This is a genomic window from Snodgrassella sp. W8124, assembly GCF_016100875.1.
Classification (GTDB): domain Bacteria; phylum Pseudomonadota; class Gammaproteobacteria; order Burkholderiales; family Neisseriaceae; genus Snodgrassella; species Snodgrassella alvi.
In genome coordinates this window covers 1,457,602-1,474,164 of the sequence record NZ_JACFRP010000001.1, presented here as the reverse complement: position 1 = coordinate 1,474,164, position 16,563 = coordinate 1,457,602, and the positions used below count along the sequence as shown (strand labels likewise).

The 16,563-nt window shown below is 42.2% G+C and carries 15 protein-coding genes; 6 read left to right on the top strand and 9 right to left on the bottom strand.

From position 1 onward, the window contains the following. Positions 1-24: 24 nt before the first annotated feature. A complete protein-coding gene (locus tag H3U73_RS06495) occupies positions 25-960 on the top strand; it encodes a peptidoglycan DD-metalloendopeptidase family protein (RefSeq protein ID WP_025330209.1) in 936 nt (311 codons plus the stop codon). Between the two features lie 314 nt (positions 961-1,274). Here H3U73_RS06495 and H3U73_RS06490 read toward each other — a convergent pair whose 3' ends face one another. Next, positions 1,275-1,820, bottom strand: coding sequence for a cysteine hydrolase family protein (locus tag H3U73_RS06490; RefSeq protein ID WP_198190222.1), 546 nt, complete (start codon positions 1,818-1,820; stop codon positions 1,275-1,277). A 105-nt stretch (positions 1,821-1,925) separates the two neighbouring features. On the opposite strand from H3U73_RS06490, the gene H3U73_RS06485 reads away from it, so the two are divergent. Then, positions 1,926-2,318: an Lrp/AsnC family transcriptional regulator gene (locus tag H3U73_RS06485; RefSeq protein ID WP_198190221.1), complete on the top strand. Its 393-nt coding sequence runs from the start codon at positions 1,926-1,928 to the stop codon at positions 2,316-2,318. Positions 2,319-2,336: 18 nt separating this feature from the next. Here H3U73_RS06485 and H3U73_RS06480 read toward each other — a convergent pair whose 3' ends face one another. Together H3U73_RS06480 and H3U73_RS06475 are read right to left on the bottom strand one after the other, a co-directional pair. Then, positions 2,337-2,912, bottom strand: coding sequence for a hypothetical protein (locus H3U73_RS06480; RefSeq protein WP_232336207.1), 576 nt, complete (start codon positions 2,910-2,912; stop codon positions 2,337-2,339). Between the two features lie 201 nt (positions 2,913-3,113). Beyond that, the gene (locus tag H3U73_RS06475; RefSeq protein WP_198190220.1) at positions 3,114-3,749 is read right to left on the bottom strand and encodes a flavin prenyltransferase UbiX; all 636 of its coding nucleotides are present in this window, start codon (positions 3,747-3,749) and stop codon (positions 3,114-3,116) included. Between the two features lie 234 nt (positions 3,750-3,983). Here H3U73_RS06475 and H3U73_RS06470 point away from each other — a divergent pair, with 234 nt between their 5' ends. Beyond that, positions 3,984-4,478 carry a hypothetical protein gene (locus H3U73_RS06470; protein WP_198190219.1) on the top strand — a complete coding sequence of 165 codons (495 nt, stop codon included), beginning with the start codon at positions 3,984-3,986 and terminating at the stop codon, positions 4,476-4,478. Positions 4,479-4,567: 89 nt separating this feature from the next. On the opposite strand, the gene H3U73_RS06465 is transcribed toward H3U73_RS06470, so the two are convergent. Further along, positions 4,568-5,731, bottom strand: a complete 1,164-nt coding sequence (locus tag H3U73_RS06465) for an extracellular solute-binding protein (RefSeq protein WP_038648710.1) — start codon at positions 5,729-5,731, stop codon at positions 4,568-4,570. 318 nt (positions 5,732-6,049) lie between these two features. Here H3U73_RS06465 and alaS point away from each other — a divergent pair, with 318 nt between their 5' ends. Both alaS and H3U73_RS06455 read left to right on the top strand, forming a co-directional pair. After that, a complete protein-coding gene (gene alaS / locus H3U73_RS06460; protein WP_198190218.1) occupies positions 6,050-8,677 on the top strand; it encodes an alanine--tRNA ligase in 2,628 nt (875 codons plus the stop codon). 85 nt (positions 8,678-8,762) lie between these two features. Beyond that, positions 8,763-9,380 (top strand): phospholipid-binding protein MlaC, encoded by a 618-nt coding sequence (locus H3U73_RS06455; protein ID WP_198190217.1) that lies wholly within the window; start codon positions 8,763-8,765, stop codon positions 9,378-9,380. A gap of 54 nt (positions 9,381-9,434) precedes the next feature. Here the strand turns inward: H3U73_RS06455 and H3U73_RS06450 are convergent, their stop codons facing one another. The 5 genes from H3U73_RS06450 to miaA all read right to left on the bottom strand — a co-directional run bounded on the left by H3U73_RS06450 (position 9,435) and on the right by miaA (position 14,869). After that, positions 9,435-9,686: a GlsB/YeaQ/YmgE family stress response membrane protein gene (locus tag H3U73_RS06450; RefSeq protein ID WP_084551839.1), complete on the bottom strand. Its 252-nt coding sequence runs from the start codon at positions 9,684-9,686 to the stop codon at positions 9,435-9,437. Positions 9,687-9,981: 295 nt separating this feature from the next. Next, positions 9,982-10,188, bottom strand: a complete 207-nt coding sequence (locus H3U73_RS06445) for a hypothetical protein (RefSeq protein WP_025330220.1) — start codon at positions 10,186-10,188, stop codon at positions 9,982-9,984. Positions 10,189-10,481: 293 nt separating this feature from the next. After that, the gene (glyA, locus tag H3U73_RS06440) at positions 10,482-11,732 is read right to left on the bottom strand and encodes a serine hydroxymethyltransferase (protein ID WP_025330221.1); all 1,251 of its coding nucleotides are present in this window, start codon (positions 11,730-11,732) and stop codon (positions 10,482-10,484) included. A 318-nt stretch (positions 11,733-12,050) separates the two neighbouring features. Continuing rightward, positions 12,051-13,568, bottom strand: coding sequence for an acetyl-CoA hydrolase/transferase family protein (locus H3U73_RS06435; RefSeq protein ID WP_037475978.1), 1,518 nt, complete (start codon positions 13,566-13,568; stop codon positions 12,051-12,053). A gap of 356 nt (positions 13,569-13,924) precedes the next feature. Further along, a complete protein-coding gene (gene miaA / locus H3U73_RS06430; RefSeq protein ID WP_084587181.1) occupies positions 13,925-14,869 on the bottom strand; it encodes a tRNA (adenosine(37)-N6)-dimethylallyltransferase MiaA in 945 nt (314 codons plus the stop codon). A gap of 701 nt (positions 14,870-15,570) precedes the next feature. Here miaA and H3U73_RS06425 point away from each other — a divergent pair. Next, complete coding sequence (locus H3U73_RS06425) at positions 15,571-16,461, top strand: NAD(+) kinase (protein WP_078475100.1); 891 nt, start codon at positions 15,571-15,573, stop codon at positions 16,459-16,461. Positions 16,462-16,563 lie beyond the last annotated feature (102 nt).

Genomic DNA, 16,563 nt, shown 5'->3' with positions numbered 1-16,563 from the left:
TGCAATGATTTAAGGTAAACCGTTATGTTGAAAAAAAGTGTGAATCGTTCCGGCTGGTGCTTGCTGGTACTGGCATTAAGTGCCTGTACTCTTTTCAAACAGCCGGCAGCACCGACAGAAACGGGTAGCAGTGATGTAACTACAGGTACTGCTGCTACCACTGCCGACAATCCATATGGTGCTGCTCCTTATACGCCACCGGCAAATACAGCTCCGGCTTATACACCTGCCGCTGCAGGTACTTCTACTGGTTATGTGGGCAATTACTCTCCGGTTGATATTAATGCAGCAACGCATACGGTACAGCGCGGAGATACGGTATATAACATTTCCAAACGTTATCAGATTACTCAGGATAATCTGCGTTCATGGAATAATATAATAGAGAATAATATTAAGATAGGGCAGGTTCTGCGCGTGAAGCCAGCCGGCTATGTGGCGCCGGCTGGTAGCACAAACACAACTACTACTGTGACTGCTCCTGTACAAACAGCAAATGTCACTACTACTACCAGTACTACCACAACAACTACACCAACCAGTACAAGTACTGTATCAACCAGTAAAACAGTGAGTGTTGGAGGCGTCCGCAATGTAAGCGGAATTGAATGGCAGCGTCCGACCGCCGGTAATATTCTGCAGAGTTATGGCGGCAGCAGTAAAGGTATTGATTATGGTGGTAATGCCGGGCAGCCTATTCTGGCAGCTGCTTCTGGTAAAGTAGTGTATGCCGGTAATGGTTTGCGTGGCTATGGTAATCTGATTATCGTACAGCATAATCAGACATATCTGACCGCCTATGGTAACAACCAGAATATTCTGGTAAAAGAAGGTCAGCAGGTCAAACGTGGCCAGCAGATTGCTACTATGGGTAATACTGATGCTAAACGCACTCAGCTGCATTTTGAATTGCGTGAAAATGGTCAGCCACAGGATCCCAGCCGTTTTCTGCCAATGTGAGTATCAGACGACTAACTGAATGTTTTAGTTGTCAATAAAAGCACTTATTCACTGGATAAATAAATTCAGAGAGTAAGTGCTGTTTTTATGCAAAAATAAATTAATTTATATAGGTAGAGATAAACTAAACCCGATTGAAAAAATTAATAATGGTTGCTGGATAAAACTGATAAATTTGACAAAAAGTTAAATTCAGCATTAGAAATACGCTCCGTTATTCTGCAAGCGGATAAGGTTAACAGGCGTATTTCTAAAAATTTATGTAAACTGCTGACTGAATTGCGATTCAAGTAAAATTTATACTATTAAAAGTATTAACTGAGGAACTGTTCAGCAGATTGTACAGTAGCCAGATAATTCAATGCGGCTAAAAAACTGTTTTGTACATTTGTTGCACTAATGATGGTGCTATTGAATTCCAGATTCATTGTTGCGCATGCATTTGCAATAACAATTGGCTGATAACCGAATTCAACTGCCTGACGAGTGGTAGAGTCAACACACATGTGTGTCATCATGCCACAGATAACCAACTGCTCTATATTCTGTTGTTGAAGGTGTTCATGCAGGGTTGTTTGTAAGAAGCTATTTGGATAGCTTTTATGAATTATAAATTCATTCGTGTCCGCAATTGGCAGTAATTGATGATGTAATTCTACACCATGGCTGTCAGGCTGAAAAAAAGTAGCTCCTGGGTTACTATTAATATGCTGGATGTAATACACGGGCAGCTGCTGATTGCGGAAATACTCACGAACCTTCAATATTTTTTCCAGTGCCAGTTGTGGCTGGTACAGTTCCATTTTACCTGCTGAAAAATAATCATTTTGTACATCAATTATAATGAGTGCTTGTTTCATTAGTTATATCCTGTTGGTTTTAATAATTTAATTATGCGCCTTATCTGTTTTCGACAAAATAGGCTGATGAAAAAGATATACTCTATTTGTTTTCAGGATGAAACTATGGATAAAAAAGACAGAGCAATTCTGGATTTATTAAAAAATAATAGTCGTTTGTCGTGGAAAGAGATTGGTGAGAAAGTATTTCTTAGCGGACAGGCAGTGGGGCTAAGGGTACAGAACCTGCTTGAGACCGGCGTGATAGAACGTTTTACACTGACTGAACACTTGATATCGGAACAATTTATTTTTATTTATATGAATAACAGCCGGTTTGCTGAATTCGAGCATTTGGTGAGTACCTTTGCTGAGGTACAGGCTCTGTATAAAATTACGGGTGATGGTTGCTATTATATTCATGCAAATTTTACTGCCGAGCAGCTGGAACCGTTTTTACAGCAGATAACAGTTTACGCACGTTATAAAGTAAGCCATAAATTACGCAGACTGATTTAATCTGATATCTGCGTAAGCTTATTGAGTAAGACATGCGGCCATAATGGTATGTTCTTTCAGACACAGATTGTGAGCAAAATATAAACTATTTTCTACTAGCCCCAGATCTTCTTCGTACTGAGTTTCAGTTTCAATAATCAGCATTTGTTCCGGCCGTCCGGCATGCAGGCTCATGCGCATTTGTGCGGGAGTAAACGGCAGATTATGCTTTTGGGCGAAGCTGCGTGCACGGCTGTTTGCTGTTTTCAGCATGGGTATCAGGGTAATATCCAGATGAAAAATTCTTACACCCATTACCAGAATACGTGCGGCAAACCAATCTGCCTCATCACTGATAATATCAGGAGTAGGTTGTTCAAAGCCCAGACGCTGTGCAGCAATTAACATTGCTATCAGGCGAAGCTGAGGAATCAGAGCTTCACTAAGCATAAATGCAGTCTGGAATTGTGGCTGTAGCTGGCATAGGTCAGAGCGGTGCTGATTGCCGTCAACAATCATGTACCACCGTTGAAGCTGAGCCACAGGTGATTCTGATTGCCGTATCTGATTTAGCGGTAATGCGGACATTTTATTCTCCAGTAGTTGTCGATTCATTTGTAATGCCTTTCTGTATGAGGCGTTTGTAGCAACAAAAAACCGCCTCGGTTTGGCCGGGCGGTTCACTTTTTTATTTTGCTTATTAGATATTATATAAACGCAAAAAAGCACCGCACCGAGGTGTGGTACCAATAATAAGCAAAAGAGAAAGTGGTTGCGTTTTTCATCATTAAACCTTAAACCTTATTGAAACATGTGTCAAGAATTATTTTTTTCACCCCAGCGTGTAATCAACTGATGAGATATATGCAACTGGTCCAAAATACGTCCTACTACAAAATCCACCATATCCTGAATAGTTTGCGGGTGCTGATAAAAACCGGATACTGGGGGCAGAATGCATACACCCAAACGTGACAGTTTAAGCAGATTTTCCAAATGAATGGCTGATAAAGGCGTTTCCCGCGGTACGATGATTAGCGGACGATTTTCTTTAATCGATACATCAGCTGCCCGTTCAAGTAAATGGTCGGAAGTGCCGGCTGCAATGGCAGCAACACAACCCATGCTGGCCGGACAGATAATCATTGCATCAGCGGGATTGGAACCAGAGGCCGGAGGTGCAAACCATTCATCGCGGCCAAATACAGTAAGCATGGATGAGTCTACGCCGTATTCTGCACACAATGCGGCATTACACTGTTTAGCATTTGCAGGTAAATGCCAGTTGATTTCCTGTTGTGCGACTATCTGGGCAGCCTGTGAATACAGTAACCAGACCCTTATATCAGCCTGTAACAGGCAGCCCAGCAGACGTTTGGCATAAGGCATACCCGATGCTCCGGTAAGAGCCAGTGTAACGGTTTTGACAGAATGAGCAGAGGGAAAAATCATAATAAAACTAGTGTATATTCAAATATGCCTGTTATTATAGCTATTTTGTTTTCAATATAACATTTGGCATATGACAGCTATATTCAGATGAAAACCATTATTAGCCAGTTGAAGTTTTATTTTCTGTAATTGTGATTAATTAATCAAGCTCTGCGGAAAATGGCAGGCTGGCAAAAAACTTAAATTTCTGAATAACTAAATACAAATATTAATACTGATCATGGAATGATAAGCATGTTGTGGAAAAAAATATTATGGTGGCCCTGTTTTTGTGTCAGTATTCTGGCCGGCTGTGCTCAGGTTCCTCCTGTTGCTGAAGAGCGTGAATGTGATTCGAGAGCGATGGCAATGGCTTTATTGCAATCTAATCAGCCTTATGGTACCAATAATGTTCGCTGTGCGGTATCGTCAAAAAACTTACCTGTAATGAAACCTGAACGTTCCGCACCACCTGAAGTCAGCCTGCGTATTGAACGGCCGGTGACAGAAGTGAGTAAGTGTCTGCATGAAAAATTTCAGTCACGGTTTAAACTGCCGCAGGAATTTTACAAAATCAGCTCCTATCCTAATGGCACTCAGACACTGGCACTGGTCAATCCTTTCACACAGACAGAAGGTTTACAGATAGACGTAGTTAAAGCAGGTATGTCACAAAGTATAGTGAATCTATATTCTAATGGTATGACTTTGTCGCAAGCGTGGAAAAAATTTCCTGAGCTGTGCCGCTAAATGGCATCAGTTTTGATTTGCATAAAGTAGAATGTATCAAGCCCCTCTCAAAGGAGGGGCTTTTGCAAACATGGGATTTAGCCGGAAATTTATTTTCCTGCTTTAAGATTTTGCCATAATCGCAATTCGTATTTCAGGGTATCCGATTTTGCCGGTAATACCAGATAACTGTTAGCCAGAACTTCATCTGACGGAAAAATACTGTTATCTTCGCGATATTCTTTTTTTATCAGTTCTTTTGCCGGCATGCTTGAAGGCGCGTAACTAACATAATTGGCGTTTCTGGCCGCTATTTGCGGTTCCAGTATCCAGTTCAGGTAGCGATAGGCATTTTTGAGGTTGGTTGCATCTTTCGGGATAGTTAATGTATCTATCCAGAGAGAAACTCCCTGAGTCGGAACCAGTACCACGATATCTTTTTTACCGGTTGCATCCAGCCGGCGTCGTTTGGCAATGTTTAAATCACCGCCAAAACCAATGGCTACACAAACATCGCCGCGTGCCAGATCGTCGATATAACCAGAAGACGAATAACGCAATACATTGCTTCGGTTCGCTTTGATAATATTAGCTGCAATATCTATATCATCTTTGCTTTGGCTGTTCGGATCTTTGCCGGCATAATGCAACGCTAGCGGAATCATCTCTACCGGACTATCCATGTAACTGATGCCACAGTTTTTCAGTTTGTCGGTATACTCAGGATTAAACACCAAATCCCAGCTATTATGCGGCATTGGTGTAGCACCGAGTGCGGCATTCACTTTTTCAATATTGATTGCAATGGTATTCATACCCCAGTAGTTGGGTACCGCATACTGATTATCCGGATCTACGTCTTTTAATAAGTCCAGTAATTTCGGGTTAATGTATTTCCAGTTAGGCAACTGATTTTTGTCTAGTGGCTGGTATGCTCCGGCTTTAATCTGGCGTCCGACAAATGAGTTGGACGGCCCGACAATATCATAGCCGGACTGTCCGGTCAGAATTTTGCTTTCCAGTGTTTCGTCACTGTCATAAAAATTGTAAGTGACTTTAATGCCATATTTTTTTTCAAATTCACCAATGGTTTTCGGGTCAACATAGTCTGACCAGTTAAATATTTTAAGTGTCTTGGTGTCGCTCAAACTACCAGGTTTGCTGGCCGCTACAGCAGAAGCCGGTTGAGGACCGGCATTGTCGTGTGAACCGCTGCATGCAGTCAGAATACATAAAATCAAACCGGATAAACCCAGACAGGCTGTGTTTTTCATGTCCGTCCTTTTCAAAGATGTGCCAAGGCTGGCTGGCATGGTTATGTGTTAACCACCTTTGTAACTTCAATCTGTTCGTATGGGGGTAACTATACCGCATAAGGCATTAGTGTTGTCGGAATTGTCATTTTGGCATGGATTTTCGTCTGTTCAGGTAGGCTTATGCGTAAAACTGCGGTAAGATAAGCGGATGATTTTAACAAGGGTGATGGTTGAGATGGACTAACCAGTGTCCTGTTTTTATATCTATGTTCAGGCAGTCTGTGTTTTATACAGACTGCCTGAATACGATTAATCACCCGTCTTATTGAAACTACCATGAAAACAGCAGAATTACGTTCTAAATTTCTTCAATTTTTTGCAAGTAAGGGTCATCAGGTTGTACCTTCATCTTCACTTGTACCTCCGCAGGATGATAAAACCCTGTTGTTTACCAATGCGGGTATGAATCAGTTTAAAGATGTGTTTCTGGGTTTTGACAAGCGCCCGTACAGCCGTGCGACAACAGCACAAAAATGTGTGCGTGCCGGTGGTAAACACAATGATCTGGAAAACGTTGGTTATACCGCGCGCCATCATACATTTTTCGAAATGCTGGGCAATTTCAGCTTTGGCGATTATTTTAAACGTGATGCCCTGCATTTTGCCTGGGAATTTCTCACCAGTAAGGACTGGCTGAACCTGCCACCGGAAAAACTGCTGGCAACTGTATATGCAGATGATGACGAAGCTTATGATATCTGGTTAAATGAGATTGGTCTGCCACCGGAAAAAATTATCCGTATAGGTGACAATAAAGGCGCACGCTATGCTTCTGATAATTTCTGGCAAATGGGCGATACCGGTCCGTGCGGCCCTTGTTCGGAAATTTTTTATGATCATGGCGAACATATCTGGGGTGGACCTCCGGGCAGTGCCGAAGAAGATGGTGATCGTTTTATAGAAATCTGGAACTGTGTATTCATGCAGTATAACCGGGATGAAAACGGTAACATGAATCCGCTTCCTAAGCCGTCAGTTGATACAGGGATGGGACTGGAGCGGGTGTCGGCAGTATTGCAGCATGTACACAGTAATTATGAAATCGATCTGTTTGTCAATTTGCTGCATGCTGTAGCCCGTGTTGTAGGCATTCCCTATAGTCAGGATGTACCGAGTCTGAAAGTCATTGCCGACCATATCCGCTCTTGTGCGTTTTTAATTGCTGATGGTGTATTACCCAGCAATGAGGGGCGTGGCTATGTATTGCGGCGTATTATCCGCCGGGCTGTGCGCCATGGTTATAAACTGGGTTGTAAACAGGCATTTTTCCATTTGCTGGTAACGGATCTGGTGCAGGAAATGGGCTCTGCCTATCCTGAGCTGGTTGAAAAACAGACACAAATCAGTGATGTACTGAAACAGGAAGAAAGCCGTTTTGCGCAAACACTGGAAACCGGAATGACTCTGCTGGAAAGTGCCTTGCAGAATGGCGGTCAGACACTGGCTGGTGAGGTAATTTTCAAACTGTATGATACTTATGGATTTCCATATGATTTAACCGCCGATATTGCGCGTGAGCGTAATATCAGTCTGGATGAAGAAGGGTTTGAGCGTGAAATGGCTGCTCAGCGTGCCCGTGCCCGTGCTGCGCAGAATTTTAAAGCCAATACTCAGCTTACCTATGAAGGTGCAGACACAGAATTTACCGGCTATCAGCAACGCCAGAATGAAAGCAAAGTTCTTGCTTTGTATCAGGATGGTGAAGCTGTTGAGCAGTTAAATGCCGGTGAATCAGGTGTGGTCGTGATTGACTTCACACCGTTTTATGCAGAGTCTGGCGGTCAGACTGGTGATACTGGTTATATTTTTGCCGGTGAAAATCGCTTTCAGGTGGAAGATACGCAAAAAATCAAAGCTAAAGTATTTGGTCAGTTTGGCGAAATGCTGTCCGGCAGTCTGAAAGTGGGTGATGCTGTTACCGCTCAGGTAGACAGTGTACTGCGCGAAGCCAGTATGCGTAATCACAGTGCCACTCACCTGATGCATCGCGCCTTGCGTGAAGTATTGGGTACACACGTTGAGCAGAAAGGTTCTCTGGTTAATGCTGAGCGCACACGCTTTGACTTTTCACATCCACAGCCGGTTACCGCTGCACAACTGACCGAAGTTGAACGTCGGGTAAATCAGGCAATTGTGGCTAATGTTCCTGTATGTGCGCAGGATATGAGCTTTGATGAAGCCATTGCTGCCGGTGCGATGGCGCTGTTCGGAGAAAAATACGGTGACGAGGTACGTGTACTGAGCATGGGCGAATTTTCTACCGAATTATGCGGTGGTACCCATGTTGCACGGACTGGAGATATTGGTCTTTTCAAAATTATTTCTGAAAGTGGTATTGCTGCCGGAGTACGCCGTATTGAAGCTGTGACCGGATTGAATGCTTTACAGTTTGTTCAGCAGCAGGAAGAGCTGCTTAAGGCGGCGGTTGCCGAAGTAAAAGCACAGACTGCTGAAGATTTGCTGCCTAAACTTCAGGCAATACATACTCAAACCAAGCAGTTGGAAAAGGCATTAACTGAAGCCAGAAGTGAACTGGCCAGACAGGCAGGTACCGCTTTGCTGGCTCAGGCCAGAACTATTGGTACAGCTCGTCTGGTGCTGGGACAAATTGAGGCAGAAAGCAGTGCTCTGAGAGATATTGCTGCTGATTTAATTGCACAGGGTGATAATATTATCGTTCTGCTGGCAGCAGTAAATGATGGTAAAATTGCCATCATAGCAGGAGTATCAAAAGCATTAACTAAAACAATCAAGGCTGGTGAGCTGGTTAATTATGTTGCCGGTCAGGTTGGTGGTAAGGGTGGCGGTCGTCCCGAACTGGCACAAGCCGGCGGTCAGGATATAGCTGCATTAGAACCGGCGCTCGCCAGTGTAACTGACTGGTTAGCTTCCAAATTAGGATAAAGACTTAGTAAATGAAAACAGCAAGCGGTTTATGGATGATAAAAAAACATAAGCCGTTTTTTTTGCTTATTCACAGGAGAATACAATGCAGAGGTATGTAAAAGCTTGTTTGGCAGGCTGGATGCTGATGGTTGCAGTATGTTCGTTCGCTGCAACGCAGGAACAGCTGGCACAACAACAGTTACAGCAAAATGTGGATATGGTGTTATCAGTGGCTCGTGACAAAAGCCTGAATGAACAACAGCGTATTAGTCAGATTGAACGTTATGCCGATCAGTATCTGGATTATGAGCGTATTTCAGCTTTGGCTGTAGGTATGCAATGGCGACAGTTTACTGCACAGCAAAGACAGGATTTCAGTGCGGCCTTTAAGAGTATGATTGTGCGCATTTATGCACATTCAGCATTGATGGGTGCTAGTAATGCATCTGTGAAGGTTATACCTAAAGTAGTGAATCAGGGTAATAACCGGCTGGAAACATTTACCGAAATTGTTAGTGCCGGTAATAAGCACTACACCGTGGGTTATCAGATGTATTATGCTAATGGTGTGTTTAAAATTTATAATTTCCGGGTTAACGGTACCAGTCTGGTAACTGTATACCGCAGTCAGTTTGATCAATTGATTCAGAAACAGGGTATTGATGCAACTATTGCTCAGTTACGTGATAAAGGTTTGGGTAAAGTGCAGATCAATAAATAATGCATTTATTTGAGCAAAAAAACGGTGATGGATTAAATATCCATCACCGTTTCGTTATATCTGTCTGTTTTTAATTTTGCCGTAAATAAACAGAATAATGCAGGCAAAAATAATCGAAGCTATTAAACCGGCTTTTTCTCCTGCATGGTACCAGCCAAATGCCTGACCAACGTATCCGGCCAGTAATGAGCCGCCGATACCAAGTAAAGTGGTGACCACTAACCCAAGTTGCTGTTTGCCCGGATAGATTAGTTTGGCAATTAAACCAATGATAAAGCCAACTATAATTGTCCAGAGTAACCCCATGATGTTGTACTCCTGAGAATAAGGAAGCTTTATCTTAATCCTGTGGCTATAATAAAAGTTGAGTTATTAAGTAAAATCAATATTAATTATGATTTTTTAAATAAATATATGTAATCAATAAGTTATCTTTTAAAAATAAACACAAGAATAGCTGACAGAAGATTTAAGCAGCGTGAAAGAGAAAGTGTAAGATAATTCTTAGTTTACTCTCTGAGAGAATAATATTTTGCATGAAAATAGATAAGTAAAAAAAAAAGCATAACAATAAGTTATGCTTTTTTTTATTGCCAGACTGTTAGTGGTTACCAGCGTAGGTATTAACAGTACGGAAAGGGGTATTTTCTGGTGTAGAGTCAGAAACATGAGTGTTTTGACCATTTTGAGCAGTAGATTCGCTGAAATGACGAACATCAGTATCATCGTTGTTACTATTAGCCATAGCGAAACCTGCAGTCATAGCTAAAGAAGCAGCCAGTAAAGCGGAAGAAACTAATTTTTTCATTTTTGTTTCCTTTCAAAATGAATTATCAAAATATTTTAAATTTAAACGCCAAATTGTTATTTTTGCTTTTGCAATATGGTTATATTAATACTTTATTAGTATTTTGATAATACCTGATTAGTTAAAGATGAATTTCTTATTGAGAAACTCAATGGCGATGTTTAATGTCAATAAAAAACAGACTAAAACATCATTTATTCAATGATGAAAAAGTCTGCTTTGAGTATAAGTACTATTTTATAGTCAATCAACAGGAATGATTGGAAATTATATTAATACTATAATATTGTGGTTTATTTACCATATACAGGTAAACGATTGCAAATTTTCTGTATTTTTTCTGAGACTTCTGAAATAACTTTTTCATTGTCTGCATTATCCAGAACATCAGCAATCAGATGACCAAGTTCACGCGTATCTGTTTCAGTAAAGCCGCGAGTAGTAATGGCTGCCGTGCCTAAACGGATACCGGAAGTGACAAATGGTTTTTCCGGATCATTAGGGATGGCATTTTTATTAACGGTAATATGTGCTTTGCCCAGCACCGCTTCTGCCGTTTTACCGGTAAGTTTTTTTGGTTGCAGGTCTACCAGAAATACATGGCTTTCAGTACGACCTGAAACAATACGCAAGCCACGTTCAATCAAGGTTTCTGCCAGTACTTTGGCATTGGCTTTAATCTGACGGGCATATTGTTTGAATTCCGGCTGTAAGGCTTCTTTGAAGGCTACTGCTTTGGCTGCAATCACATGCATTAACGGACCACCTTGCAGGCACGGGAAAATAGCTGAATTCAGTGCTTTTGCGTGTTCATCGCTGCGGCACATAATCACACCGCCGCGCGGTCCGCGCAGAGTTTTATGGGTAGTAGTGGTCACAAAATCAGCAAAAGGTACCGGATTCGGATACTCTCCGCCAGCGACCAGACCGGCGTAATGCGCCATGTCTACAAACAGATAAGCACCTACTTTATCTGCAATCTCACGGAAACGTGCCCAGTCTATTTCCAGAGCATAAGCAGAAGCACCGGCCACAATCATTTTCGGCTTATGCTCCAGTGCCAGCTGTTCCACCTGTTTGTAGTCGAGGATTTCATTTTCATCCAGACCATAGGTAATGGCGTTATACAGGCGACCGGAAATGTTGACACTGGCTCCGTGTGTTAGATGCCCCCCATGTGCCAGTGACATACCCAGAATAGTGTCGCCCGGTTGTAATACGCTGGCGTAAACAGCCTGATTGGCCTGAGAGCCGGAATGAGGCTGTACATTGACATAACTGGCGCCAAATAATTCTTTCAGGCGGTCGATAGCCAGCTGTTCTACTTCATCGACATATTCGCAGCCACCATAATAACGTTTACCCGGATAGCCTTCGGCATATTTATTGGTTAACTGGCTGCCCTGAGCCTCCATTACGGCGCAGCTTACATAGTTTTCTGATGCAATTAGTTCTACGTGATCTTGCTGGCGCTGATCTTCACGGGCAATGGCACCGGCCAGTTCCGGATCAAATTTTTCGATGGTTAACGCTTTGGAAAACATGGTGGTTGTTCCTTTTGAGGATGAAGAAATAAAGAATTTGCTGAATGCAGCAGAGAGTGAGTGGTGGCTATTTTAACTGATAGTAATGTGTATGTGGCTGAATTTGATAATGTGTGATGATGAAGTATATTCATAAATACACATTCAGACGATGTGATACTGGATTTCAGTCTGGTAAGGGTAATAACCTGTTTATAGGATTCAGTAAATCAATTGCGGATGCTGAACCGAAAGTAAATTATCTGGTCGAGAAGTGATGCAGTCTGATAAAAAACAGCCCTGTTGAAAACAGGGCTGTTTGACATTATCCGGAATCAATTACATTTTCATAGAACCGGTTTTCAGGAATTGTTCATGCCAGCTTAAAGCTTCAGTGAGAATATGAGGTGTATGAATACCTTTTGCCGTTTGCAAAGCACGGTCGTAGTAATCCTGCAACTGATCGCGATAATCCGGATGAGCACATTTTTCAATCATCACTTTTGCTCTCTGCCGCGGAGCCAGACCGCGCAAATCAGCCAGACCCTGCTCAGTAACAATAATCTGTGTATCGTGTTCGGTATGGTCAACATGTGAAACCATCGGCACGATGCAGGAAATCTTGTCATCTTTAGCAGTAGACGGGGTAACAAAGAAATTCAGGAAACTGTTGCGTGCAAAGTCACCTGAACCGCCGATACCATTCATCATACTGGTACCCATTACATGGGTAGAATTGATGTTGCCGTAAATATCGGCTTCAATCATTGAATTCATCCCAATAATACCTAAACGGCGTACCAGTTCCGGGTGATTGGAGATTTCCTGCGGGCGCAGAATAATGCGTTCACGGTAAAAATCAATATTGTCTGCAAAATCCTGGAATGCCTTAGCAGACAGGGAAATAGCGGTAGCAGATGCAGTAGCCATTTTTCCGGCACGTATCAGATCCAGCATACCGTCCTGCAATACTTCGGTATAACCATACAGATTTTCAAACGGACCGGTTAACAGACCTGCCAGTACGGCATTCGCCACGTTACCTACGCCAGACTGAATTGGCAGCATTTCTTTAGGCAGACGCCCCATTTTGATTTCGTGAGACAGGAAATCAACAATATAAGCGGCAATCTGTTTGGATTTGTCATCAGGTTCGCTGAAAACATTGTCGCGATCCGGAGCATTGGATTCAACAATAGCGACTATTTTGTTTAAATCAACTTTCAGGTATTTTTCACCGATGCGATCATCAGCGCGGGTCATGTTAATTGGTTTACGGTGGGGCGGAATAGCATTATCCATAGGAATATCATGCATGCCTTCCATTTGTATCGGCAAACCGGTATTGATTTCCAGAATAACCTTGTCAGCCATATCCAGCCATGTCTGATTATTACCGATTGCGGTAGACGGAATCAGATGTCCGTCTTCAGTAATGCCCAGTACTTCGATAATGGCTACATGCATGTGACCCAGAAAACCAAACCATGCCTGCTGAGCAACATGCGATAAATGCATGTCAATAAAATTGACATCGCCATTGTTGATTTCCTGACGCATATGGCGATCAGTATTAAATGGTAAACGCTGATTTATTGCATGTGCCTCAGCCAGTGCGCCATCACATTCCGGCGCAGTGGAAGCACCAGTCCATACATTAATTTTATATGGCCGACCGGCAGCATGTTCAGCACGGGCAAAGTCAGCAATAGCTTTCGGCAAAACTTTAGGATAGCTGGCGCCGGTAAATCCGCTCATGCCGACATTGGCATTATTATCTATCAGGGTAGCAGCTTGCTCAGCAGACATAAGGCGGGAATGAAGTGAGGTATAACGAATGCGATCCTGTACGGACATCGTGTTTTCTCCTTATTAAATCAAAAATGCCTGACCCTTGCCTGGTCAGAGTGAGGCGTAGAAGATAAGTGTTTGTCTTTGCCGTATATTCAATTCAGTACGAATGCTATGACATAATGACTCTAACAACGGACTGCATTTTACTGTAAATAATTTTGTTTTGCTGTTCTGTCTTTGTACTGAAAAAGTGCAGAACAGCAGATACAGATAAATAATTACAAATTAATAATTAAGAATTTGAATTAATACATTAAGTTGCAAAATAAACAGACTATCAGATTAGACAATGTTTACACAATATTTTAATAGTATTGCCTAAGGTTTCGTTGCCGGAGAATTTTCTAAATTAAATCAGTTTAAGCAAAAAACTGCTGTATTAATTGCTGCGCATGTTCTTGCAGCCCTGCAGGATTAAACGGATCGCATACATGTTCGGGATTCAGTTTACGCAACCATGTAAGCTGACGTTTTGCCAGTTGCCGGGTGGCAGTAATTCCGCGTTCAACAAATGTACTGTAGTTAGTTGTGCCATTAAGATAATCAAAAGCCTGCCGATAGCCTACACAGCGAATTGAAGGCAAATCAGGATGCAATTCCGGGTATTGCAGCCGAAGTGCTTCCACTTCTTCCACAAAACCCTGTGCCAGCATCGAATGAAAGCGGGTGGCAATCTGTGTATGCAAACGAGCACGGTCAGCCGGTAAAAGTGCCAGCGTACATACATTTAAAGGACTCTGCCGGCTTTCCTGTTTAGCCAGATGGCTGCTCATGGGAACACCGGTGATGTGATAGATTTCCAGTGCCCGTTCAATACGCTGGCTATCACCGGCAGGCAAGCGGGCAGCAGTAATGGGATCCACCCGCTGTAATTGTGCATACAGAAAGTCTGTACCGTGCTGTTGTTTAAGTTTATCCAGTTCGGCACGGATTTGCGGATTGGCTTCGGGCAGGCTGTTCAGTCCCTGTGTCAGGGCATGGTAATACATCATGGTACCGCCCACGAGCAAAGGCAGGTGACCGCGTGTATGAATTTCCCCGACTAAATCCACACAATCACTGACAAACTGGGCAGCACTGTAGCTTTCAAGCGGTGAAATAATATCAATCAGATGATGGGGCACTGCTTCTAACTCTTCTGCACTGGGTTTAGCCGTACCGATATTCATATCACGATAAATCAGGGCGGAATCCAGACTGATAATTTCAATCGGAAACTGCTCAGCCAGACTCAGAGCCAGACTGGTCTTGCCTGACGCAGTAGGACCAAGCAGAGCAAAAACTTTTGGCAGAGATGCAGACATAGTGGCTACCGTAGTTTAAACAGTTATTGTAGCGATTTACGCTCAATTGAGCGATAGATAGTTAGATAAGAGTATAAATCGGGATAAGCAGCATAATGTTATGTAATCTGTTAAAGCAGTTAAAGAAAATCAAAGCATAAATATGAAGATTATTTTTTGAACATTAGATATTTTAAAATTTTCTTTTATTCAGAGATATTTGAAGCAATAAAGTAACCAAGAATTAGCGAGTAATTTCAATTGTTGATTAGCTGAATTGAGAAGGAAACAGCTATTGTGCGGAAGCAATGATAATTTACTTGCATAATACAGGTGTATTTCTAATCAGATGTCAGCTAAACGACTTTAAAATTGATCTGTACCGGCAAATTAATATAACTGTTGTGCAAGAAGTATTCTGCTAGTAATTAATATTTTGTTTTAAGTTAAGATTTAATTTTATGATTCGGAATAATCAGATACCTCAGTAGCAGATATTTCAGCCAGCTAAAAGAATAAGTGCTGCGGATATCAGCAACTATGAAAGTAATATCTTATATTTATACCTTTTCAAATTTGCTATCAGTGCATTTGCATAATATTTGCATTCGGCATGAAAATGCACATAATATAAGTTTATTGTTACACTAACCTTTATAATAGCCAAATAAAGTTATGGTAGTTATTTAGAGAGAGTAACTTAGTCAGGAATAAATGTTTACATGAATAGCCAGTTTAACCATATCGGAATTGTGACACGGCCGCAAACACCAATGATGAGTGAAGTACTGGACGAACTCATTACTTTTTTATGTGAAGAAGAAATTTCGGTGTATCTGGATAGTGAGGCGCAAGCGGATAACCAGATTAATCCGGTATTGCTGCAACGCTGTAATATTATTAATAAATGTGAAATGGGGCGGCGCTGTGATCTTGTTATGGTACTGGGTGGTGACGGTACTTTATTGTCTGTTGCCCGTAAACTGGCACCTTACCGGGTACCACTGATTGGTATTCATCAGGGACATCTTGGTTTTCTGACACAAGTACCGCGTGCTCAGATGGTAACAGAATTAACCGGCATGCTGACTGGCAAATATCTGCCCGAAGAACGTATTTTGCTGGAAGCGACTGTGGTACGTGCAGGCGAAGAAGTTTATCATTCACTGGCACTAAACGACGTTGTACTCAGCCGTGGTGCACTGGGGCAGATGATTGAATTTGAGGTATTCATCAATAAAGAGTTTGTTTATACCCAGCGTTCAGACGGTTTGATTGTGTCTACACCTACTGGTTCGACGGCATATGCTCTGGCTGCCGGTGGTCCTATTTTACAGCCAACTCTGCGTGCATTCAGTTTGGTGCCTATTTGCCCGCAATCCATGTCCAACCGGCCGATCGCTGTTAGTGATACCAGTGAAATAGAAGTGCTGATTACTAAAGGCAGCGATGCCCGGGCTCATTTTGACGGACAGGCGTTTTTTGATTTACATAGTATGGATAAAATCCGTATTTGCCGCTATCGCAATTCTCTGAGGATTTTACATCCGGTTAATTATCAATATTACAAAACTCTGCGCCAGAAACTGCATTGGGGTGACCAGCTGGTATAGCTGTGTGTTGTATAAACAAGCTTTAAGCCGTTAATCAGATTTTAAGTAATTTTTGTAGCCTGACATCATCTCTGAAAAAATAATGTGTATGTTGCTATTGGT

Coding starts and splice junctions, on each gene's coding strand:
- glyA (WP_025330221.1), bottom strand. CDS start 11,732: ATGTTTTCCAAAGCGTTAACCATCGAAAAATTTGATCCGGAACTGGCC.
- miaA (WP_084587181.1), bottom strand. CDS start 14,869: ATGTCTGCATCTCTGCCAAAAGTTTTTGCTCTGCTTGGTCCTACTGCG.
- H3U73_RS06435 (WP_037475978.1), bottom strand. CDS start 13,568: ATGTCCGTACAGGATCGCATTCGTTATACCTCACTTCATTCCCGCCTT.
- H3U73_RS06480 (WP_232336207.1), bottom strand. CDS start 2,912: ATGAATCGACAACTACTGGAGAATAAAATGTCCGCATTACCGCTAAAT.
- H3U73_RS06470 (WP_198190219.1), top strand. CDS start 3,984: ATGTTGTGGAAAAAAATATTATGGTGGCCCTGTTTTTGTGTCAGTATT.
- H3U73_RS06425 (WP_078475100.1), top strand. CDS start 15,571: ATGAATAGCCAGTTTAACCATATCGGAATTGTGACACGGCCGCAAACA.
- alaS (WP_198190218.1), top strand. CDS start 6,050: ATGAAAACAGCAGAATTACGTTCTAAATTTCTTCAATTTTTTGCAAGT.
- H3U73_RS06485 (WP_198190221.1), top strand. CDS start 1,926: ATGGATAAAAAAGACAGAGCAATTCTGGATTTATTAAAAAATAATAGT.
- H3U73_RS06465 (WP_038648710.1), bottom strand. CDS start 5,731: ATGAAAAACACAGCCTGTCTGGGTTTATCCGGTTTGATTTTATGTATT.
- H3U73_RS06450 (WP_084551839.1), bottom strand. CDS start 9,686: ATGGGGTTACTCTGGACAATTATAGTTGGCTTTATCATTGGTTTAATT.
- H3U73_RS06475 (WP_198190220.1), bottom strand. CDS start 3,749: ATGATTTTTCCCTCTGCTCATTCTGTCAAAACCGTTACACTGGCTCTT.
- H3U73_RS06490 (WP_198190222.1), bottom strand. CDS start 1,820: ATGAAACAAGCACTCATTATAATTGATGTACAAAATGATTATTTTTCA.
- H3U73_RS06445 (WP_025330220.1), bottom strand. CDS start 10,188: ATGAAAAAATTAGTTTCTTCCGCTTTACTGGCTGCTTCTTTAGCTATG.
- H3U73_RS06495 (WP_025330209.1), top strand. CDS start 25: ATGTTGAAAAAAAGTGTGAATCGTTCCGGCTGGTGCTTGCTGGTACTG.
- H3U73_RS06455 (WP_198190217.1), top strand. CDS start 8,763: ATGCAGAGGTATGTAAAAGCTTGTTTGGCAGGCTGGATGCTGATGGTT.